Here is a 20,839-nt window from a genome sequence, read left to right on the forward strand (position 1 = left end):
CAGGGCGCTGCGGGCCGGGCAGCGCCCTGCCGAGCTACTCCAAGTCACGCAGGAGGAGCACCTCGCGGTCGGTGTCGTAGTAGAAACTCTTTCCGGCCGTGAATTCGCCGACGAGGACCTTGGCGGATTTCGCCGACGGCCGGATGACCGCCTCCTCGGCACCGTCGTCGAGAATGAGCTGGAACGAGAACTTGCCCGGCTCACCGCTGCCGTGCTCGCTCCAGTTGGAATGGATATCGGTCACCTCGCGGACCTTGATCAGATCCTGGGAATCGTCGGCCATGTGCGCAACTCCTTTCGACGAGTCACCGGCGGCGCCCGGCCCGGTACCCGGCCGACGACGACCGAATACGCCATCGGCGCGAGCGGTACCGGTGTGCGCCCACTGTCGAGAACAAAGCGACCGGCGGCCGAAAAAGCCCCACGAGTCACGCCACGAAAGGCGACTCACGCGCGCCGGTCGCCTTCACAGTCCCACGCCCCGAAGGACCGCGCACCTCGGAAAGAACCCCGCGAGCCGGGGTCGTTTGAGCGACAGCATCTGCGGAAACAGACAGGTCGCACACTTCCGAGGGTTATTACCGTCGGACACCGAAAGGAGACGCATGGTGAGGCTACTGCGCCGGGGGACACGGGCTTTCCGCGAATGGTTCGCCGAGCAGCGCGCCGAGTACAGCGGAGACGCATCACGACCGATCGCCGGCTATTCGGCCGGCCTTGCCGTCTACCTGGCCGGCGCGTCCGGCGTGGCGGGGATGGCTCGTGCCACGGGCAGGCCGTCGCCACGGCTCGGAGCGGGTGAGCTGGCACTCATGGCGCTGGCCACGCACAAGATCAGCAGGTCGCTGGCCAAGGACCCGATCACCAGTCCGCTGCGGATGCCGTTCACCAGGTTCGAGGGCGCCTCGGCGCCCTCCGAGCTGCACGAGGAGGTCCGGGCGTCGGGAATGGAGCACTCGCTGGGAGAGCTGGTCTCGTGCCCGTTCTGCCTGGCCCCGTGGGTGGCGTCCGGGATGTTCACGGGGCACGTGTTCGTCCCCGGCCTCACCCGCGCGGTGAGCACCATCTATGCCACCGTGGCCTGTGCGGACTTCCTGCAGTACGCGTACGCCGCGATGCAACAGCGCTCCACCCCACCGGAGAAACGATGAGGCTGTGGGCGGACGGAACTCCCGCGCGCAGGGACGTGGTCGGAAGTTCCGTCCGCCCACAGCAGCCGCTGCTCAGTGACCCGCGATGAAGTCCTCGACGGCTTGGTAGGCATCGGAGTCGGAGTGCTGCTCCGGTGGCGACTTCATGAAGTACGACGACGCCGACAGGATCGGTCCGCCGAGGCCGCGATCGGCGGCGATCTTCGCCGCGCGGATCGCGTCGATGATGATGCCCGCCGAGTTCGGCGAGTCCCACACCTCCAGCTTGTACTCCAGGTTCAGCGGAACGTCACCGAACGCGCGCCCCTCCAGCCGGATGTAGGCCCACTTGCGGTCGTCCAGCCACGGCACGTAGTCCGACGGTCCGATGTGCACGTTGCGCTTGCCGAGATCCCGATCCACCTGGGAGGTCACCGACTGGGTCTTGGACGTCTTCTTCGAGTCCAGCCGCTCGGGCTCCTTCATGTTCAAAAAATCCATGTTGCCGCCCACGTTGAGCTGCATCGTGCGGTCCAGGTGCACCCCACGGTCCTCGAACAACTTGGCCAGCACCCGGTGCGTGATCGTCGCGCCGACCTGCGACTTGATGTCGTCGCCGATGATCGGCACTCCGGCCTCGGTGAACCTGCGCGCCCACTCGGGGTCGGAGGCGATGAACACCGGCAGCGCGTTGACGAACGCCACACCCGCGTCGATCGCGGCCTGGGCGTAGAACTTGTCCGCTTCTTCCGAACCCACCGGAAGGTAGGACACCAGCACGTCGGCTTCGGCCTCGGCCAGCGCACGAGCCACGTCGACCGGTTGCTCGTCGGACTGCTCGATGGTCTCCCGGTAGTACTGACCGAGCCCGTCCAGGGTGTGCCCGCGCTGCACGGTGACCCCCAGCGGAGGGACGTCCGTGATCTTCGTGGTGTTGTTCTCACTGGCCACGACGGCTTCGGACAGATCGCGTCCGACCTTCTTGGCATCCACGTCGAATGCGGCGACGAACTTCAGGGAACCGATGTGGTAACCACCGAAGTCGACGTGCATCAGACCCGGTACACGGCTGTCCGAATCGGTATCGGCGTAGTACTGCACTCCCTGCACCAGCGATGCGGCACAGTTGCCCACGCCGACGACCGCTACCCGGACCTCCTTCGACGTGGTGCCCTCGCCGCGACGTTCTCCGCCCATTCCCGCAGGCCTCCTTCTCGATTCCTGTCTCGCTTGCATCCCTGTATGCATTCAGTGTGGCCGCTGGTCCCGCTGCGGGCGAACCCCCCGCGAGTGGCCACCGCACAAGGCAGCCTGCTCGGCCCATTCGTACTCGATCAGTTCGTCCAGCCAGACGACCTCACGCTCGCTGTTGTCCAGCCCCAGGCGGTGCAGCGCCCGCGTGTAGCAGTCCAACCGCTCACCCGTACCGGACAGCGCCGCGCGCAGTCCCTCGAGCCGCTGCTCGACTCGCCGCCTGCGGCTCTCCAGGATCCGCAGGCGGATGTGTGCCGGGGTGAGGGAGAAGAAGGCCAGCCGCACCCCGAACGCGTCATCCTGGCACACCTGCGGACCGCAGTCCTCGACCAGCTCACGGAACCGAGCTCGCCCGCCTGCCGTGATGCGGTACACGCGGCGGGACCGCCGCCCCCGGCTCTGCCCGTCCGTTTCCTCCTCGATCAGCCCGGCCCGCAACAGTCGCCGCAATGTCGGATACAGGCTGCCGCAGGAGAAGGCACGGATCGTCCCGAGTGCTTCGTGCAGCCGTTTACGCAGTTCGTAGCCATGCATCGATGCTTCGTGCAGGAGACCGAGCACTGCGAGCTCCAGCATGCGCACCTCCTTGCGGCCATCCGCGCAGGCGTACCCGTACCCGGCCCGGGATTATATCGCCTCGATATATCGACGAGTCGATCGACGGTCCGATATCGAGCTCACGAACGTGTCCCGCGCAACAATCGCGAACAGCAGTGGTGGTTATGACCTGAACGGGTCCTGGAGCATCCGCGTTCGGCACGTACCCTGTGGTCGTGCGGACCCAACGGCAGGTAGTGGATTACGCGTTGCGGCGCAGGTCGCTGCTCGCGCAGGTTCACGCTGGCCGAGTCGGGGTGATGGAGGTCTGCGATGCCGACCCGTACCTGCTGCAGGCGGCAAAGTTTCATGGTGAACCCAGTGACGTGACCTGTCCGGTCTGCCGCAAGGAGCGGCTGACTCAGGTTTCCTGGGTCTTCGGGGACGAGCTCAAGCATGCTTCGAACTCGGCCCGCAGTCCCGAGGAACTCGAGCGCATGGCCACCATGTTCGAAGAGTTCAACGTTTTCGTCGTCGAGGTTTGCCGAACATGTAGCTGGAACCATCTGGTGTTGTCGTACGTCCTGGGAACCGGCGGCCGCGATGGCCGACGGCGCGGCCGCAGGACCGCGGCCGAGTGAACCAGCGGAACCGACGGCACCGGAGGCGGACAACCGGCCGACGTAAGTGCACCGCACGGCGTCCGTTGACGCCTGTCCTGGAGGACCACTCGTGAACGACGAGCGTGACGACCGATCCGACGGCCGCCACCCGTGGCACAACACCGGTGACAACCCGAACCCCGATCACCCCGGCGAGCGCCCCGCATCACCTCCGCCCCCGCCTCACGGGAACCCGCAGAATCCGCACCCCGGCTCCCGGGGACGGCTGCAGGAACCTCCCCAGCAGCCCCCCGGCACACCCCGACCGCAGGAAGGACATCCCGCACCGGGGCAGCCCCCGCAGGGACCACCGCAGGGGCGGGTTCAGCCCCCGCAGGGTCACCCCCCACAGGGACAGCCACCCCAGGGTCAACCTCCGTACCCACCTCAGCCCCCGCAGGCAGCACCGCCTCCAGCACAAGGACGGCCACCGCAACCACCGCCGCAGGCCTCTTCCGGAGGGCCGCAGTGGCCGGGCGAGGAAGGTGCTCCCGGCGCGGCCGGATCACCACGCCCGCAGTACGGCCGGCCCGGGCAACAGGGCCGGCCCCCCTCGGATCCGAACGCACAATGGCCGGGCGAGTCCGCCCCGCAGGGCCACCGATCCTCGCCCGACCAGCGTGGATTCCCGGGCCCCGACGGGGCGAACCAGCAGACCACGCAGCATCGGGCCGTCCCACAAGGCCCGGCACAGCCGGGCGCGGAACCTCCCCAGGGGCAGACGAGCGCCCGGAGCGCGTCCTTCGACGACGAGCCGAGGGATGCTTCCTCGCTCGGAGACCGGCTGGCAGGGCGGGATGCCGGAGGGGACGGGGGAAGACATCCCGAATCGCCGACCGTGCTCGGCTCACCCTCTGCGCCCGGCAGCCAAGCTCCGCAGCCACCCCCGGCGGGCCGCCCGCCCCAGGGGCCGCCGCCGGGTGAGCAGCCCACACGGCAAACACCCCAAGGGCCCCCACCGCCACAGCCACCTCCCGGAGGCCCGCAGCTCACCGCCCGGCACCCGGGCGGTGTTCGCGACGAGCGGCCGACCGACCACCTCCCCGCGACGGGGGCCGAGGCACCCACGTCCCATGAGCGTGGTGGCCCGGCCGGCATGGGCGTCACGGGTATCGTCGCCGGCGGGACCGCAGCGGCGGGTGCAGGTGCGGCCACACAGGCCATGGGACCGGCGGACCGCGCGTCGGAGCTGCTCACCCATCGCTCGGAGCAGGGTGCCTACGACTACTACAGCAGCGACCACCACGACGGGGACCAGGACCACTACGGCGACGGCTACTCCGATGAGGACTACGGCTATGTCGACGGCTACGACGACGGGGATCCGGATGACGACGGCTCCCCGGACGACGAGATGAGCGCTGCCCGCGCACGCAAGGCCCGGCGCGCGAGGATCTGGCGTCGGATCCGCCGCACCTGCTACGTGGGCGCGGCTCTGATGTTTCTCCTGCCCACCGTGGCGTTCGTCGTCCTCTACTTCCAGATCGATGTCAAATCTCCGGCGAAGGTCGCGCGCGAATACAACACGAGCCTCGCACTCAAGTACAACGACGGCTCCCTGATCAACAAGTTTTCCGAGGCGGACGGTGCGACTCGTGTCCTGATCGAGGACCTCGGCAAGGTGTCGAAGGACATGCGCAACGCCACGCTGGCCGCCGAGTCCGCGAACTTCTACAGCAATCCGGGCTTTTCCCCGCTGGGAATCGCGCGCGCGGCGTGGAAGCAGCTCACCGGCGGGCAGGGTGGCGGCTCCACCATCACGCAGCAGTACGTCAAGCTCAGCACCGGCAAGGACGATCACACACTGCGGCGCAAGTTCACCGAGGTCGTCCGCGCCTTCAAGCTGACCAACCAGTACAGCAAGGACACGATCCTCAAGGCCTACCTCAACACCGCCTACTACGGACGCGGCGCCCACGGAATCCACAACGCCGCCGACGCGTACTTCGACAAGTTGCCGAAGGACCTCAACGCGGCCGAGTCCGCCGTACTGGCGGGCATGGTGCAGTTGCCCAAGGGCAACGACCCCCGCATCAACCCGGATCAGGCCCAGGCCCGGTGGGACTACGTCGTCGGGCAGATGGCCGACAACGGCTGGATCACCAAGCAGCAGCAGCAGACCCTGCAGATGCCGACCACCGAGCCACGCTTCGCCTGGCGCGGCAAAGGGGTCACCGCCAACCAGCTGCTCATCAAGGAGCAGGTGCTGCTCGAACTGGAGAAAGCAGGCTACACCCGCAGCGAGCTGAGCAGTCAGGGCCTGCAGGTGGTGACCACCATCGACCCGAAGGCCCAGCAGGCGGCGATCGATGCGGTCAACACGGTGATGGAGGGCCAGCCGGACAACATCAATCCCGCCCTGGTGGCCACCGACCCCGAGAGCGGCGCGGTCCGGGCGTACTACGGCAGCGACGTCGTCGGTATCGACTGGGCGAACACCCCGCAGGAACCGGGCTCGTCGTTCAAGCCGTTCGTCACGCTGGCAGGTCTCAAGCAGGGCAAGGGCCTCGGCGAGACCTACGACGGCTCCTCCCCGCAGACGATCATGGGCACCAAGTACGTCAACGCCGAGGGCGTGCGGTGCGACAGGCCGAAGCACTGCGGTGTCCGGGAAGCCACGACGAAGTCGGTCAACACCGCCTTCGTCAGGATGCTCGAGCAGTTCGGAGCGAGCAAGGTCGCCGAAGCCGCCTACGAGGCGGGGATTCCCCGCAAGACCAACGGCAAGCCGACGCTGGCGAACTCGGACGGCGTGGTCCAAGCCGGGATCGCCCTGGGGGCCTACCCGGTCAGCCCGCTCAACATGGCCAACGCCTACGGCGCGCTGGCCGACGGCAAGCGCGCCGAACCGCGATTCGTCGCCAAGGTCCTCGACGGCGAGGGCGAGGTCGTCGAGAACTTCGGTTCGGACCCCGAGTCCGCCTTCTCGAACAGCGCGCAGGAGAGCAAGAACCTGGCGGCCAACGTCACCGAGAGCATGCTCAAGGTCGCCCCGCACTCCAACCGCGCCCTGGACCAGGGGCGCCCGGTCGCCTCCAAGACCGGTACACACCAGCTCCGTGACACCGGGCACAACTCCAAGGCGTGGATGGTGGGCTACACCCCGCAGCTGTCAGCCGCCGTGGCGATGGGCGCCAACAACAAGGACGGTCAGGCGCCGCTGCTGGACAGCAACGGCAGTGACGTCTTCGGTGCGGAACTGCCCGGAGCGATCTGGCAGAAGTTCATGAACAGCTACCACAGGGGACTGCCGGTCGAGCAGTTCCCGCAACCCGAACCGATCGGGCAGTTCCGGACACCGCCGCCGACACCGACGCAGCCGTCGACATCGTCACAACCGCCCACCGCGCCGACGTCCCCGACATTCTCGCTGCCACCGACCCGCAGCGGGATGATGTCCGACACGCGGCCGGCATACCCACCCGGCCGGGGCCCGGGCGAGAACTGCGGCGGCCTGTTCGGCCCTCCCTGCCGATACGAGGATCCCAGCCGCTCGTCCGAGCAGCGCCCGGACTCGGATCGCAACGAGGAGTACAACGAGCAGCGCAGACCCGAGCGGCAAGCGGTACGGCCCAGTCCCACTCCCACGAACGAGTACTGAGCGGACGCCGTGCGTCTCGGGAGCGTGCATGACGGTTCCCGAGACGCACGGCCTGCCACCATCCGGTGACGTGCGCGCCGTACCATCCGCCCCGTGCCCCCCTCGCCGGAACCACACGAGCACGGCACCCCTGCGAACGGGATGCCGGACTCCAGCACCACCACCCGGACTCACCACGGCAGCACCGGTTCGAACCCGGCCATGGTGGACCATGGCTCGCTCGGTCCCACCGAGCGCGTCGCACCGACCTGGACCGAGCCCCTGGCGCACCGCCTGAGTCGTCCCTTCGGAGGGCGCCTGGGACGGCACGCACAGGTGGGGCGCCAGTGGTTCTGGACGCCGCTGCGCGTGATCCTCCTGCTGGCGGTGCTCACGCTCGCGGCAGGTTGGCTGTTCAAGGCGCCGTGCCTGCACACCCACGAAACCTCACAGGGGGAGCAGCTCGACTGGAGCGGCAGCCGCCAGTACACGACGATGTGCTACACCGACATCATCCCCCGCTACGGGATGGGTGATCTCGCGCCCGACGGGGCCTTCCCGTACAAGACGTCGTGGGTGCAGGACGCGGGCACCCCCGATGCGCAGGTTCGCTACATGGAATATCCGGTGCTCACCGGCCTGTTCCAGTGGGTCAATGCCAAGATCACCGACGGCTGGATGACCCTGGCGCACCTGGGATGGTTGCCCGGAGAGGTCGGCTCCGTCGTCTACTTCGACATCACCGCGTTCTGGCTCGCCGCCGCATGGCTGACCACGATCTGGGCACTGACCCGGCTGTCCCGCAGACGCGTGTGGGACGTCGCACTCGCAGCGCTCTCACCGTTGGTTTTCGTGCATGCCTTCACCAATTTCGACGCGCTGGCCACCGCGTTCGCCACCACGGGGCTGCTCGCGTGGGCACGGCGCAGACCCGCCCTGGCCGGTGTGCTGCTCGGTCTCGGCGGCGCGACGAAGCTCTTCCCGCTGTTCCTGCTCGGGCCCCTTCTCGTGCTGTGCCTGCGCTCCGGCAGGCTCGCCGCAGGGTTCCGCGCGTTCCTCGCCGCGCTGGGCACATGGCTGGCGGTGAACCTGCCGATCCTGCTGCTGTACCCGAGAGGCTGGAAAGAGTTCTTCCGGCTCAACAGCGAGCGGCCTGCCGATCCGGACTCGCTGTACAACGTGGTGGCGCACTTCACCGGCTGGGCCGGGTTCGACGGGCCCCTCGGTCCACAGGAGACACCCACCGTGCTCAACACGGTCAGCCTCACGCTGTTCCTGCTGGCCTGTGCCGGCATTGCCTGGCTGGCACTGGCCGCACCGAGGCGCCCCCGCCTGACGCAACTGTGCTTTTTGGTCGTGGCGGTGTTCCTGCTGACCAACAAGGTTTGGAGCCCGCAGTACTCGCTGTGGCTGGTCCCGCTGGCCGTGCTGGCGCTGCCGAGGTGGCGACTGCTGGTGTGCTGGATGATCGTCGACGCGGCCGTGTGGGCGCCGCGCATGTACTACTACCTGGGCACGGCCAACAAGGGCCTACCCGAGGGATGGTTCCTCGGCGCCGTGGTCGCCCGCGACCTCGTGGTGATCGCGCTGTGCGTGCTCGTCGTGTCCGAGATTCTGCGCCCCGCGCGGGACACGGTTCGCGCCGCCGGCGACGACGACCCGCACGGCGGGTTCCTCGAGGGCACATCCGACCGATTCGTATTACCCGGCTTCGCTCGTTGGAGGGAAGAGACCGCACAAGCGCAGCGCGACCACGATCGGAGCCTTAGCTTCTCGGGGACGCAGTCGTTCCCGAGGAGGTAAGCATGGGGCTTCGCCGAGTCACGATCGCGGCGGCCACGAGTCTGGCAGCGCTGGCTGCCGTCCCCGTAGCGCAGGCCGCATCGGTGTCCGGTACGGCACCGCCCGACACGACGTCTCCCGGCACGGCGCCGCTCCGTGTCGAACTGGGCGAGGTGCAGTGCCGGGACCTGTCGGAGCTCGTATCCGCTTTCCCGGTACTGACCGGACAGCTCGGCACGGACCCGAGCAGCATTCCGACGGTGCGATACACCCTCCGGGCGGCCGCGGGCTCCTCGAACGTGCCCTACACCGTCACCGCCAACGGCGAGACCAAGAGCACCGGATCCGTCGGATCCGGCGGACTCGTCAGCAGCGGCATCTCCCTGCCCAACAATTCCGAGGTGCGCATCCGCATCACCTCCGGCGAGACCGTCGCCGTCGACCGCACCGTGACGACGAACTGCTGACAGTGGGCCCGTGCCGGGCGGTCGATGGGCGAATCTGAGTATTTCCACCATTCCGGGCGGTCGGGAGCGCGTCCCAGCCTGGTGCCATGTCTCAGCCGGATCGCGACGAAGCACTCGTGGCCGACGAGCTCGCCGACATGGGTCGGCGGCTGACCGACCTGAGTGACACGTTGCGCGCTCGGGCCGCCCGGCAACAGGCGCAGCCGCATCGGACCACGGCCCCGGAACCGCAGGGACCGACACCGCAGGAGCCCGCGGAACCACAGGAGACGGTCGAAAGGGGGGCCGATCACGAGGAGATTCCACCGCCGCACAGTCCCGATCAACGGTGGGCGGCAGGCCGGGTGCTTGCCTGGGTCGGTGGTGCGGTGACGCTTGTCGGCGTGGTGTTCCTGCTGGTGCTCGCGGTCCAGCGCGGCTGGCTCAGTCCGGCATTCCGGGTCACCGGCGGAGCCGTGCTGGGGACGGTGCTGGTCGGAATCGGATACCGGGTACATCGCCGCCCCTTGGGCCGGTCAGGGGGATATGCGCTGGCGGCGACGGGATTCGCCGTGCTGTACCTGGATACCGTGGCCGCCACGGCGCTGTACGGATACCTGCCGGTGGCAGGCGGATTGGGCGCCGGACTGGTGATCGCCGCAGGCGGGTTGCTGCTCGCCGACCGGTGGCAAGCCCAGCCCCTGGCAGTGGGTGTCGTGCTGGGGTGTGCCGTGTGCTCCCCCCTGATCACCCGGTGGCCGGGCGCAGTACTGATCGGATTCCTCGTGCTGTTGCAGGTCGCTGCCACACCGGTGCAGCTGCGGCACGGCTGGAGCCGACTGACCGTGGCAGCCGCCCTCCCGACCGTGGTGGCCGCCCTGGTCGCCGATGCGTGGGCTTCGATCGCCGACGCACTGCCCCTGCTGCCTCCCTCGGACCACACCGCCATCGTGACCGCCGTGGGTGTTGCCGCGATGTTCGGCGTGGTGCTCGCCACGATCACGGCCCGGGTACGACCGCACGACGGCACCGCGGTCGGGGTGCTGGTGGCTTCCCCGGCGCCCGCGCTGCTCGCCGCGCCACTGCTGGAACGCATCGCAGCCGGTTTCCTGGCCACCGGTGTGGCCGCGCTGCTGCTCGCGCTCTGGGGTGGGGCCCGGTTCCTCCTCGCTTCCCAACTGCTGTTGCCCTCGCGCTTCGGGGCGGCAGCAGGCGCACTCGGGGCGGTCGCCGCGATGCAGGCCACGATGACGTTTCTCGACTCGTCGGTGTGGGCGACCGCGCTGCTCTGCGAGGCACTGCTGCTGACGCTGGGGGCGCGGTGGCTGCGTAGCAGCGGGGTGCTGCTCGGGGCGTTGTGCTACGCCCTCATCGGTTTCTGCCTGGCGCAGTGGCACGACATCCCGCCGACCATCCTGCTCGGATTGTCGAGCGCGAACGGTGTTTCCGGCGTGTTGGCCGGTCTGCTGACCACGGCCGCCGCCGTGGCGATCCCGGTGGCAGCGTCCCGTCTCGGCGTGCTCGCCGGACTGCCGGGTACGCGTCCATGGTGGGCGATCGCCGGGATCGTCCTGCTGTACGGGACGTCGAGCGCCACGATGGCGCTGGTCCTGCTGATGCGGGAGGACCACACCGGGTTCGTCACCGGGCACGTCCTGATCACGCTGAGCTGGGTGCTGGGAGTGATCGTGCTGCTGCTGCGCGGGATTCGCGTACCGGCCCTGCGGAGGGCGGGCACGGTGCTGCTGGCGGTGTCCCTGGCCAAGTTGTTCCTGTTCGACCTCGCCACGCTGGACGGGTTCGCCAGGGTGGTGGCGTTCCTGTGCACGGGTCTGGTGCTGCTGGCGGCCGGGGTGCGCTACGCCCGGCTGGTCTCCGAAGGCCCGAACGGGTAGGAGCGGAGTTCACCCGCCCATCACTGCTCCGATGACACCGCAGGGCGGCCACCGACAAGGGGGCGATCACGCGACGAGGACGACTCCTCGTCCTCATCCACCGTGGAGCGCGCGTTCAGGAATGCCACGAACAGCCCCACCAGCAGCGCCGCCCGACCCCACACGCCGATCATCACCGCCTGCGCGGCGAAACCGTCGTGGATACCGCGCGGCTCGCCCACCGAGATCAGATACATCCAGCGGAAGATGCCGATCCCCATCGCCGCATCCGCCATCAGATACGCCGCGATCCACCCCCAGCGCACCGACACCAGCACGAAGAACGGCAGCAGCCACAGCGCGTACTGCGGCGAATGCACCTTGTGCAGCAGCAGGAAACCGCACAGCATCGCCGCACACACCTGGATCCACGGAAACGTCCCCGTGCGTGCACGCCGCCGCCACCCCAGCAGGCACGCCAGCGCGAACGACACGAGTATCAGCAGCGGTGAGACCACCCCGATGATCTGCTGGAACGTCTCGGTGTCACTGTAGGGCCGGAAACCCCAATACCAGATCGAGTTCGTGCTCAGATCCACCCGGCGCCGGGACTGGAACTCGAACGAGGCCAGCCACCCCTCGAACCCGGCCAGGGCGAACGGCAGATTCACCGCCACCACCGTGGCGATCGAAGCACCGGCCACCCCCAGCGCCCCCCGGACGTCGAACCGCCGCACCCCGTCGGGCAGTTCCCCGCCACCGCGCCCGCCGGTGAGCACGTACAGCAGCAGCGGCAGCACGAACATGCCCGGGTAGACCTTGAAAGCAGCCCCCAGCCCCAGCAGCACGGCCGCAAGCACCGCCCGCCCGCGCAAGGAGCGGCCGCTGCTCCGGTGCATCACGAACACCGCCGCCACCGAGCACGCGACCGGGGCCAGATCCCAGTTGTGGAAGGCATACAGCACCAGTGGTGGCCCCAGTGCCCACAACAGCGCCCGCCTGCCGCTCAACCGGCCCAGCCACCACGCGGTCGCCACCCCGAACGGCGCCAGCAACAACGCCGACGCGGCCAGGAAGCCGGCATCGGTGTCGACGAACATCGCCCCGAGCCACATCAGCATCCCGGTCAGCACCGGGTACTCCACCACACCGCCGTAGAGATCACCGTCCTCGGTGATCCCCCCGTGCACGTACGGGAACATGTGACGATCGACCTCCCGGCCGATCCACAGCTTCTGAATGTCCGAGTAGCAGACGTGGCCGTAGGCGCGTTCCTGAAAGGCCGGAACCGAACGCCCCCACTCGTTGAACTCGGGCCCCGTGCAACGGGCCTTGTTCGCATATCCGGCCAGCAGCACCACACCGGTCAGCAGGCACAACAGCACCAGGCCCGCCACCGTCCCCCGGCGCCCCGAACCGCCCCGCCACCGCATCGCGGAGAGCTTCCGCGTCTGCTCGCGCCCCTCGACCGGCCCGGTCATGCAGAGGAATTCCCGCCCGAGTCCTGCCCGCGCAGGAAGGCGATGTCGTCGGCCTGCCCGTCCCCGGGTGTCTCGACGACCACCGGCGCGCCCGCGTCGGCGCACACGGCACGCAGCACCTGCGGATCGATGTGTCCGGCGCCGATATTGGTGTGACGATCACGCCACGAGCCGAAAGCGTCGCGCGAATCGTTGAGATGCACCAGATCGATCCGGCCGGTGATCGCCCGGACCCGATCGACGACATCGACCAGGTCCTCGCCCGCCGCGTGCGCGTGGCAGGTATCCAGGCAAAACCCCGCCCCGAACTCACCGACCGCGTCCCACAGCCGGGCCAGATCGTCGAAACTGCGCGCCATCGCGTTCGCGCCGCCCGCCGTGTTCTCGATCAGTATCGGCACCGCGAAACCGCCCTCGGCGGCCTGGCGTTCGAACAGCTTGCGCCAGTTCGCGATCCCCTCGGCGGGATCATCGTTCTTGGTGACGTGCCCACCGTGCACGACCACCCCCTCGGCCCCGACCTCCGCTGCTGCCGCCGCCTGCTGCACCACGGCCTTGCGGGACGGGATCCTGACCCGGTTGTTCAGCGACGCCACGTTGATGACATACGGCGAGTGCACGAACACTGCGAGGTCGCAATCACGGAGCTGGTGAGCCTGCGGGTGCGGCTGCGGAGCCTTCCAGCCCTGCGGGTCGGACAGGAAGAACTGCACGACCTCCGCACCACGCTCGGCCGCGGCCGCGAGTGGATCGTCATCGCGCACATGAGCCCCGATACGCATGGGGATCAACTCTAGACGTGATTCCGAACTCCCCGCCGCACGCCCGGCACCACCGGCACGACACTGGCCTGCTTCGGTGAACGGCGTCACCCCTGAAGGGTTCTCGCGTTGTATTGTGCGACGGCGTGTGTTCACCGGCGGAAGGAGTGCCCATGCACGACGGGAGAGACGCACGGACGAGCAGGCACACCGGCAACGGTGCCACAGCCACCTCGAAGGCGGCTTGCACACAGCACGACCACGAACGGCCGCGCAACCCGCTCGTCAGGCCGGGCGCACTCCGCCGGGCCGCCGCAGCCGGCGTGGTGGGCGCGGCGGTCACCGCAGGCGGCCTCGCCGGAACGGGCCAAGCCGCGGCCGCCGACCCCGTAACCGTGGACACCTGCACCGAGCAGGCCTCCAGCGACTCGTTCGGCCAACCCATCGTGGCAAGCCCGAAAGCACTCGACGCGAAGGTGCAGCAAGCCACACTGCTGGTGTTTCCGCTGCAGTTCGACCGTGCGGAGCGGACCAAGAACGAGTTCCTGAACGCCGCTCCCGTCTCGCTGGGCACGGTCACCGACGAGGAGCAGACCTTCTCGGGCGCGCAACTGGCCGACGCGCTGGCACCTCGGATCTCGAAGCTGTCCACGCTCGGTGACCGGGCCGACGAGGTCAACCAGCACGTGCGCAACCTGGCTTCTCTCGGTTGTCTGACCGGCGTCGAGGTGCCCGGGCAGGACAAGCCCGAACCGTCCCCGTCCCCGTCGTCGTCACCGGAACCGGATCGCGACTCCGCACCGACGACGACATCCGCGCAGCCACGGACCACGTCGCAGCAACCGCCCGCGAGCAGCGACCACCCGACCTCGGAGCCGCCCCCGGCGGGTTCGACGCCCACGGCGCCGAAGTCGGGCACCACCGCGCCCCCGGCCGCACGCAGCATGGTCCCCTCGGACTACGCCTACATCCCCGGTTCGCTGCCACCCTGGTCACAAACCCGGTTCGGGCAGCCGCCCGGCTCCTCCCCCCAGGTCGGGGACCTGCTCGCAACCTCCGAACAGGACAGCCGGAAGAAGACCCGTCAGGAGCAGGTACGGGCCGCGGGCAGTGCCGAAGCGCTGCCCACCGACAAGCGCGAGCGCGTCGCACTGCCCGTGCTCATCGCCGCGATCGCGCTGGCCGGTGCGACTTCGGCACTCGTGCGCACCTGGGTATTGCGACGCCCGTGATCCCGTCGCCGGGACGTGCGGCGGTTCGCCGGGCGGCGTCCCGGCGCGGAGCGGGCGGACGAGACCGGCCCGCCGACGCGGCCCGACGCACCCCGCATCGGGATCGCCGGTGGTCGGCTTGCTAACCTGAACCGGTTCGTCGACGTGACGACCCTCCTGCCGCGGAGAGTCCGCGGCCGTGAGTCCACAGGAGGTGAGTGGTCTTCATGCGTCATTACGAGCTCATGGTCATCCTCGACCCGAGCCTGGACGAGCGCAATATCGCTTCGTCCCTGGAAAACTTCCTCAAGGTCATCCGCAACGACGGGGGCAGCATCGAGAAGCTCGATGTCTGGGGCCGCCGTCGGCTGGCCTACGAGATCAACAAGCGTTCCGAGGGCATCTACGTCGTCGTGGACATCAACAGCGAGTCCGCCTCCGTGCAGGAACTGGACCGCCAGCTCAATCTCAACGAGTCGGTCCTGCGGACCAAGGTTCTGCGCAGGCTTCACGAGCCCCGCAAGGAAGCTCGCGCGGCCCGGGCCGCCGCCAGGGCCAGCCGCACCCAGGCATCCGCATCCGCCTGATTGCCCGGGGCGGTCGACACAGGATCCGATCAGTATCCGGTTGACCCGTACCAACGACAGGGAGTCCGCAGGCGATGGCTGGTGAAACGGTAATCACGGTGGTCGGCAATCTGACCGCCGATCCGGAACTGCGCTTCACTCCTTCCGGAGCCGCGGTGGCGAACTTCACGGTGGCCTCCACACCCCGGTTCTTCGACCGCCAGTCCGGCGAGTGGAAGGACGGCGAGGCGCTGTTCATGCGCTGCAACATCTGGCGGCAGGCCGCGGAGAACGTGGCCGAAACCCTCACTCGCGGCATGCGGGTGGTCGTCCAGGGGCGACTGCGCCAGCGTTCCTTCGAGACGAAGGAAGGCGAGAAGCGCACCGTCGTCGAGATGGAGGCCGACGAGGTCGGCCCCTCCCTGCGGTATGCGACCGCCAAGGTGAACAAGGTCAGCCGCGGTGGTGGCGGCTCGGCCGGCGGAGCCGCCGCTCCGGCCAACGACCCGTGGGGGTCCGCTCCGCCTGCCGGCTCCGGTGGATTCAGCGACGAGCCGCCCTTCTAGCGGCCGCAGCTCACACACACGCGACTTATCCGAAGTTTTCGCTCAGGAGGAGCACCATGGCCAAGGCGCCTGTGCGCAAGCCGAAGAAGAAGGTCTGCGCGTTCTGCAAGGACACGTCCGCGCAAAGCATCGACTTCAAAGACACCACGCTGCTGCGGAAGTACATCTCCGACCGCGGCAAGATCCGTGCCCGTCGCGTGACGGGCAACTGCAGCCAGCACCAGCGGGACGTGGCCACCGCGGTCAAGAACGCCCGCGAGATGGCACTGCTGCCCTACACCTCGACCGCCCGCTGACCACCGCGACCGTCAAGAAAGGAAACACGCCGTGAAGATCATTCTGACTGCGGACGTGAGCGGTCTCGGCTCCTCGGGCGACATCGTCGAGGTTCGGGACGGCTACGCGCGGAACTACCTGCTTCCCCGCAACCTGGCGATCGTGGCCACCAAGGGCGCCGAGAAGCAGGTGCACGCGATCCGTCGGGCCCAGGAAAACCGCAGGGTCCGGGACCTGGAGCACGCCCGCGAACTCAAGGAGCAGCTGCAGAACCTCGAGTCGGTGCAGCTGTCCAAGAAGGTCTCCAAGAAGGGCAAGCTGTTCGGTTCGATCAGCGAGTCCGACGTGGTCAGCGCCGTGCGCCAGGCCGGAGGACCGGCCCTGGACAAGCGAGCGGTGGACCTCAAGGGGCACATCAAGTCGCTGGGCAAGCACTCGGTGTCGGTGCGCCTGCACCCGGACGTGCAAGCCTCGTTCGACCTCGAGATCAGGTCCGCAAGCTGAGGACGCTTCCCGGCGGTTCCGCGCGGCAGTACTGCTGACGGCTCGCGCGGAACCGCCGGGATCGGCCATCCGCGTGGGGACCGCTCCAGAGTCTCCTCACTCATTCGTCGGCACACCACTTCTCGGCCTCCGGTTCGGGCGCAATGCCCGACACGCCGAAGAAGTGGACACGGTGAGACACGCCGGGATATGCCCAGGAATTTCTTCCACAGTTTATCCACAGGCTTTGACCTGCGCTGTTGAGTTGAGCTTCGATCATTATCCCCAGCTTGTCCCCAAGTAGTGCCGTCCTCGGTGGATGAATTCCCCAGGTTGTCCCCAACCTGTCCACAGCCTGTCCCCAAGTTGTCCACAGCCGTGTTTGCCTGCTCTATCCGGGTGGTCTAGCTTCCCGCTCGCAGGCCCGCGCGAGACGTTTCCGTGATCGGCGAACCCGCATCGGCGTGAGCACCGTGACGGCACGCGGGCAAGAAAGTGTCGCAGCACGGGTTCGAGCCCGAAACCGGCACGGCTCGCAACCACTGCGTCCAGGAGGTGGCAACAACCAGTGGCGCTGACCGACGAACGCGGAGCCGGCTCCTCGCCGAACGGCGACGGGCACTCGGGCCACAACGGAACCTTCGACCGGCAACCACCACAGGACCTGGCCGCCGAACAATCGGTCCTCGGCGGCATGATGCTGAGCAAGGACGCGATCGCCGACGTGGTCGAGGCGGTGCGTCCCAACGACTTCTACCGACCCGCGCACCAGGCCATCTTCGACTGCGTCCTCGACCTCTACGGCCGCGGCGAACCCGCCGACCCGGTCACCGTCTCCGCGGAACTGGAGCGCCGCAACGAGCTGACACGCGTCGGCGGCGCGCCCTACCTGCACACCCTCATCGCCACCGTGCCCACTGCGGCCAACGCCGGCTACTACGCCGAGATCGTCGCCGAGAAGGCCGTACTCCGCCGCCTCGTCGAGGCGGGCACGCGGATCGTGCAGTTCGGCTACAACGGCGCCGAAGGGGCGGCGATCGAGGAGGTCGTGGACCGCGCGCAGGCCGCCATCTACGACGTCACCGAACGCCGCACCAGCGAGGACTACGCGGCCCTGGAAGACCTCCTGCAGCCGACGATGGACGAGATCGACGCCATCGCCTCCCGCGGAGGGGAGTCCCAGGGCATCGCCACCGGCTTCAACGATCTCGACGCGGTCACCAACGGCCTGCACCCGGGCCAGATGGTCATCGTCGCCGCCCGCCCCGGCGTCGGCAAGGCGCTGGCGCTGGACACCCCGCTGCCCACCCCCCACGGCTGGACCACGATGGGCGAGGTCACGGCGGGCGACCGGCTGCTCGGCGCGGACGGCGCCCCCACCACCGTGGTCTCGGCCACCGAGGTGCTGCACGACCGGGTCTGCCACGAGATCGAGTTCTCCGACGGCACCGTCATCGTCGCCGATGCCGACCACCAGTGGCGCCTCGCCGACGGCCGCGTGTTGACCACCCAACAGCTCGCCGACCTCCCGCACGCGCGCCTCGCGATACCCGCGCACGGTGACCTGCAGCTTCCCCGGCGGCACCACCCCGTCTCGCCCTACACGCTGGGAGTGTGGCTGGCTGCGGGGAACCCGGCCGACGGGAACCTGCGTACCGAGCGCACCGACCTCGTGGTCAACCTGGAACTCGACGGGCTCGCCCCCGCCACGGACCAGCCGCTGTTCCACGGTGAGATCACCGAGCAACTCGCCGCACTGGGAGCCTGGCAGGACCACCACCTGCCCGAGGAATACCTGCGCGGCAGCTCCGAGCAGCGCCGCGCCCTGCTCGCAGGCCTGCTGGACGCACGGGGCACGGTGGCCGACGACGGCACGATCCGGCTGACCGTCAGCGAACCGATCTCCGTACGCGCGCGGGAACTGGTACTCGGCCTCGGCTATCCGTGCACCGCCGTCCCCGCCCGGGACGGCACCGGCGAGGACACCGCGACCGGCGACACCGACTTCGACACCTCGGTGCTGGTCTTCGACAGCGGAACCGACGAGGTCTTCCGGCTCGCGGAGAAGAACCGGCTGCACAAGCACAACCGGCCTGCCGGGGCGCATGTCCCGACCCGCACCATCGACCACGTCCGGCAGGTGGACAGCGTGCCGGTGCGCTGCGTCGAGGTGGACGCCGGCGACCGGCTTTACCTGGCGAGCCGGTCGATGATCCCCACCCACAACTCCACCCTCGGGCTGGACTTCGCCCGGGCCGCGTCGATCAAGCAGGGCCTGGGCAGCGTCATCTTCTCGCTGGAGATGGGGCGCACCGAGATCGTCATGCGCATGCTGTCGGCCGAGGCCCGCATCCGGCTGGGCGACATGCGCGGCGGACGCATGACCGACGACGACTGGACCCGGCTCGCCCGGCGCATGAGCGAGATCAGCGAGGCACCACTGTTCGTGGACGACTCGCCGAACCTGACGATGATGGAGATCCGCGCGAAGGCGCGACGTCTCAAGCAGCGCAACGACATCGGTCTCATCGTCGTCGACTACATGCAGCTGATGACCTCCGGCAAGAAGGTCGAGTCCCGCCAGCAGGAAGTCTCGGAGTTCTCCCGGAATCTCAAGTTGCTGGCCAAGGAACTCGATATTCCGGTCGTGGCGATCTCCCAGCTCAACCGCGGCCCGGAACAGCGCAACGACCGCCGCCCCCAGCTCTCCGACCTCCGCGAGTCGGGGTGTCTGACCAGCGGAACCCGCCTGCTGCGGGCGGACACCGGCGCCGAGGTCACTTTTGGTGAACTCATGGAGACCGGCCAACGCCCGATCGTGTGGTCCCTGGACGAGCGGATGCGCATGGTTCCCCGTCCCATCACCAACGTCTTCTCCAGCGGGGTCAAAGAGGTCTTCAAGGTCCGGCTTGCCTCCGGCCGCGAGATCGAGGCCACCGCGAACCATCCGATGCTGACCATCCACGACTGGCTGCCACTGGGTGAGCTCGACGTGGGCGACCGCGTCGCCGTGCCGCGCAGTGTCCCGGAACCGCTCGGTGTCGAGCCGATGCCGGAACCGGAGATCATCATGCTCGCGCACCTCATCGGCGACGGCTCGTTCGTCAAACGCCAGCCGATCCGCTACGCCAGCATCGACGAGGCCAACCTCGAAGCTGTCACCGAAGCGGCGGAGCACTTCGGGATCACGCCGGTTCGGGACGAGTACGCGGCCGCCAAGGTCACCACCCTGCGCCTGCCCGCGCCATACCGGCTCACGCACGGCAAGCGCAACCCCATCGCCGCGTGGCTCGAGGAGATGGGTCTGTTCGGTCTGCGCAGTTACGAGAAGTTCATTCCCGAGCGCGTCTTCTCCCTGCCACGCGAGCAGATCGCCCTGTTCCTGCGTCACCTCTGGGCCACGGACGGGTCGGTGCGCTGGGACGAGAAGTACGGCCAAGGACGGATCTACTACACCACCACAAGCAGGCGTCTCGCAGACGACCTCAGTCGACTACTACTTCGAATCGACGTTTTCGCACGGATCAAGCGCGTGCGAAAATCCGGTTATCGAGACTCCTACCACGTTCTGGTCTACGGCGCCGAGAACCAGCTGAAATTCCTGAAGGAATCAGGGGTCTACGGCATGCGTTCAATTCAGGCTGACGTCGTAGCCGAGAAGCTGCTTCCCATCATCGGAAACACGAATCGCGACACTGTTCCCAAGGAGGTCTGGGAACGAGTTCGCACACTGGTGTCGGATCGCTCGATGACACATCGCGAGTTCGCCTCTCACATGGAAACGAAGTTCTGCGGTTCGGTCATGTGGAAGCATTCTCCCAGCCGCTCTCGTCTGGCCAAGGCCGCAGCAGTCCTCGATGATGCCGAGCTGGAAACGCTGGCCACAAGCGATGTCTTCTGGGACGAGATCGTGGAGATCACGAGCCTCGGCGAGCAGCCGGTCTACGATGCCACCGTCGACGAGACGCATAACTTTACAGCCAACGGTATAGTTATGCATAATTCCCTCGAGCAGGATGCCGATATGGTGGTGCTCATTCACCGGCCGGACGCGTTCGAGCGGGACGATCCGCGCATGGGCGAGGCGGACCTGATCCTGGCCAAGCACCGTGCCGGGCCGACGTCCACGGTGACCGTGGCACACCAGTTGCACTACAGCCGCTTCGTCGACATGGCCCAGGAATAAAAGAGGGTGTACGGGTCGGGGTCGGCCGACCGGCTGTTTGCGGT

General features: G+C 68.2%; 17 protein-coding genes. 12 read left to right on the forward strand and 5 right to left on the reverse strand.

Features of this window, described 5'->3' with window-relative positions; all coding sequences use genetic code 11:
* Positions 1 to 34: 34 nt before the first annotated feature.
* Positions 35 to 283: a hypothetical protein gene (locus DFQ14_RS02000; RefSeq protein WP_114451265.1), complete on the reverse strand. Its 249-nt coding sequence runs from the start codon at positions 281 to 283 to the stop codon at positions 35 to 37.
* 322 nt (positions 284 to 605) lie between these two features.
* Here DFQ14_RS02000 and DFQ14_RS02005 point away from each other — a divergent pair, with 322 nt between their 5' ends.
* Positions 606 to 1,151 (forward strand): DUF1360 domain-containing protein, encoded by a 546-nt coding sequence (locus DFQ14_RS02005; protein ID WP_114451266.1) that lies wholly within the window; start codon positions 606 to 608, stop codon positions 1,149 to 1,151.
* Positions 1,152 to 1,223: 72 nt separating this feature from the next.
* Here DFQ14_RS02005 and DFQ14_RS02010 read toward each other — a convergent pair whose 3' ends face one another.
* Both DFQ14_RS02010 and DFQ14_RS02015 read right to left on the reverse strand, forming a co-directional pair.
* Positions 1,224 to 2,327: an inositol-3-phosphate synthase gene (locus DFQ14_RS02010; protein WP_114451267.1), complete on the reverse strand. Its 1,104-nt coding sequence runs from the start codon at positions 2,325 to 2,327 to the stop codon at positions 1,224 to 1,226.
* Positions 2,328 to 2,378: 51 nt separating this feature from the next.
* Positions 2,379 to 2,960 (reverse strand): PadR family transcriptional regulator, encoded by a 582-nt coding sequence (locus DFQ14_RS02015; RefSeq protein ID WP_114451268.1) that lies wholly within the window; start codon positions 2,958 to 2,960, stop codon positions 2,379 to 2,381.
* Between the two features lie 191 nt (positions 2,961 to 3,151).
* Between DFQ14_RS02015 and DFQ14_RS02020 the strand changes: the two genes are divergently transcribed.
* The 5 genes from DFQ14_RS02020 (at position 3,152) to DFQ14_RS02040 (ending at position 11,286) form a co-directional block, all read left to right on the forward strand.
* Positions 3,152 to 3,562 (forward strand): DUF5318 domain-containing protein, encoded by a 411-nt coding sequence (locus DFQ14_RS02020; RefSeq protein ID WP_114451269.1) that lies wholly within the window; start codon positions 3,152 to 3,154, stop codon positions 3,560 to 3,562.
* Positions 3,563 to 4,679: 1,117 nt separating this feature from the next.
* Positions 4,680 to 7,184 carry a transglycosylase domain-containing protein gene (locus DFQ14_RS02025; RefSeq protein WP_114451542.1) on the forward strand — a complete coding sequence of 835 codons (2,505 nt, stop codon included), beginning with the start codon at positions 4,680 to 4,682 and terminating at the stop codon, positions 7,182 to 7,184.
* A gap of 201 nt (positions 7,185 to 7,385) precedes the next feature.
* On the forward strand, positions 7,386 to 8,966 hold the full coding sequence (locus tag DFQ14_RS02030; RefSeq protein ID WP_246195767.1) for a glycosyltransferase family 87 protein: 1,581 nt from the start codon (positions 7,386 to 7,388) through the stop codon (positions 8,964 to 8,966).
* A 2-nt stretch (positions 8,967 to 8,968) separates the two neighbouring features.
* The gene (locus tag DFQ14_RS02035; protein WP_114451271.1) at positions 8,969 to 9,412 is read left to right on the forward strand and encodes a hypothetical protein; all 444 of its coding nucleotides are present in this window, start codon (positions 8,969 to 8,971) and stop codon (positions 9,410 to 9,412) included.
* An 86-nt stretch (positions 9,413 to 9,498) separates the two neighbouring features.
* Positions 9,499 to 11,286 carry a DUF2339 domain-containing protein gene (locus DFQ14_RS02040; RefSeq protein WP_114451272.1) on the forward strand — a complete coding sequence of 596 codons (1,788 nt, stop codon included), beginning with the start codon at positions 9,499 to 9,501 and terminating at the stop codon, positions 11,284 to 11,286.
* Positions 11,287 to 11,306: 20 nt separating this feature from the next.
* On the opposite strand, the gene DFQ14_RS02045 is transcribed toward DFQ14_RS02040, so the two are convergent.
* The gene (locus tag DFQ14_RS02045) at positions 11,307 to 12,698 is read right to left on the reverse strand and encodes a glycosyltransferase family 87 protein (protein ID WP_179951481.1); all 1,392 of its coding nucleotides are present in this window, start codon (positions 12,696 to 12,698) and stop codon (positions 11,307 to 11,309) included.
* Positions 12,699 to 12,742: 44 nt separating this feature from the next.
* Positions 12,743 to 13,528 carry a deoxyribonuclease IV gene (locus DFQ14_RS02050; RefSeq protein WP_114451273.1) on the reverse strand — a complete coding sequence of 262 codons (786 nt, stop codon included), beginning with the start codon at positions 13,526 to 13,528 and terminating at the stop codon, positions 12,743 to 12,745.
* Positions 13,529 to 13,680: 152 nt separating this feature from the next.
* On the opposite strand from DFQ14_RS02050, the gene DFQ14_RS02055 reads away from it, so the two are divergent.
* The 6 genes from DFQ14_RS02055 to DFQ14_RS02080 all read left to right on the forward strand — a co-directional run bounded on the left by DFQ14_RS02055 (position 13,681) and on the right by DFQ14_RS02080 (position 20,795).
* Positions 13,681 to 14,739: a hypothetical protein gene (locus tag DFQ14_RS02055; RefSeq protein WP_179951463.1), complete on the forward strand. Its 1,059-nt coding sequence runs from the start codon at positions 13,681 to 13,683 to the stop codon at positions 14,737 to 14,739.
* Positions 14,740 to 14,945: 206 nt separating this feature from the next.
* Positions 14,946 to 15,305, forward strand: a complete 360-nt coding sequence (gene rpsF, locus DFQ14_RS02060) for a 30S ribosomal protein S6 (RefSeq protein ID WP_114451544.1) — start codon at positions 14,946 to 14,948, stop codon at positions 15,303 to 15,305.
* A gap of 74 nt (positions 15,306 to 15,379) precedes the next feature.
* Complete coding sequence (locus DFQ14_RS02065) at positions 15,380 to 15,850, forward strand: single-stranded DNA-binding protein (RefSeq protein ID WP_114451274.1); 471 nt, start codon at positions 15,380 to 15,382, stop codon at positions 15,848 to 15,850.
* 56 nt (positions 15,851 to 15,906) lie between these two features.
* The gene (gene rpsR, locus DFQ14_RS02070) at positions 15,907 to 16,146 is read left to right on the forward strand and encodes a 30S ribosomal protein S18 (RefSeq protein WP_114451275.1); all 240 of its coding nucleotides are present in this window, start codon (positions 15,907 to 15,909) and stop codon (positions 16,144 to 16,146) included.
* 31 nt (positions 16,147 to 16,177) lie between these two features.
* Positions 16,178 to 16,630 carry a 50S ribosomal protein L9 gene (gene rplI / locus DFQ14_RS02075; protein ID WP_114451276.1) on the forward strand — a complete coding sequence of 151 codons (453 nt, stop codon included), beginning with the start codon at positions 16,178 to 16,180 and terminating at the stop codon, positions 16,628 to 16,630.
* 547 nt (positions 16,631 to 17,177) lie between these two features.
* Complete coding sequence (locus tag DFQ14_RS02080) at positions 17,178 to 20,795, forward strand: replicative DNA helicase (RefSeq protein ID WP_114451277.1); 3,618 nt, start codon at positions 17,178 to 17,180, stop codon at positions 20,793 to 20,795.
* Positions 20,796 to 20,839: the final 44 nt, after the last annotated feature.

The organism is Halopolyspora algeriensis (assembly GCF_003337235.1).
Classification (GTDB): domain Bacteria; phylum Actinomycetota; class Actinomycetes; order Mycobacteriales; family Pseudonocardiaceae; genus Haloactinomyces; species Haloactinomyces algeriensis.

Bases quoted from the DNA above. Each gene is read 5' to 3' on its own strand.
- DFQ14_RS02015 (WP_114451268.1), bottom strand. From the start codon at position 2,960: ATGCTGGAGCTCGCAGTGCTCGGTCTCCTGCACGAAGCATCGATGCAT.
- DFQ14_RS02010 (WP_114451267.1), bottom strand. From the start codon at position 2,327: ATGGGCGGAGAACGTCGCGGCGAGGGCACCACGTCGAAGGAGGTCCGG.
- rpsF (WP_114451544.1), top strand. From the start codon at position 14,946: ATGCGTCATTACGAGCTCATGGTCATCCTCGACCCGAGCCTGGACGAG.
- DFQ14_RS02030 (WP_246195767.1), top strand. From the start codon at position 7,386: ATGGTGGACCATGGCTCGCTCGGTCCCACCGAGCGCGTCGCACCGACC.
- DFQ14_RS02055 (WP_179951463.1), top strand. From the start codon at position 13,681: ATGCACGACGGGAGAGACGCACGGACGAGCAGGCACACCGGCAACGGT.
- DFQ14_RS02065 (WP_114451274.1), top strand. From the start codon at position 15,380: ATGGCTGGTGAAACGGTAATCACGGTGGTCGGCAATCTGACCGCCGAT.
- DFQ14_RS02040 (WP_114451272.1), top strand. From the start codon at position 9,499: ATGTCTCAGCCGGATCGCGACGAAGCACTCGTGGCCGACGAGCTCGCC.
- DFQ14_RS02035 (WP_114451271.1), top strand. From the start codon at position 8,969: ATGGGGCTTCGCCGAGTCACGATCGCGGCGGCCACGAGTCTGGCAGCG.
- rpsR (WP_114451275.1), top strand. From the start codon at position 15,907: ATGGCCAAGGCGCCTGTGCGCAAGCCGAAGAAGAAGGTCTGCGCGTTC.
- DFQ14_RS02045 (WP_179951481.1), bottom strand. From the start codon at position 12,698: ATGCGGTGGCGGGGCGGTTCGGGGCGCCGGGGGACGGTGGCGGGCCTG.
- DFQ14_RS02050 (WP_114451273.1), bottom strand. From the start codon at position 13,528: ATGCGTATCGGGGCTCATGTGCGCGATGACGATCCACTCGCGGCCGCG.
- DFQ14_RS02000 (WP_114451265.1), bottom strand. From the start codon at position 283: ATGGCCGACGATTCCCAGGATCTGATCAAGGTCCGCGAGGTGACCGAT.
- DFQ14_RS02025 (WP_114451542.1), top strand. From the start codon at position 4,680: ATGGGCGTCACGGGTATCGTCGCCGGCGGGACCGCAGCGGCGGGTGCA.
- DFQ14_RS02005 (WP_114451266.1), top strand. From the start codon at position 606: ATGGTGAGGCTACTGCGCCGGGGGACACGGGCTTTCCGCGAATGGTTC.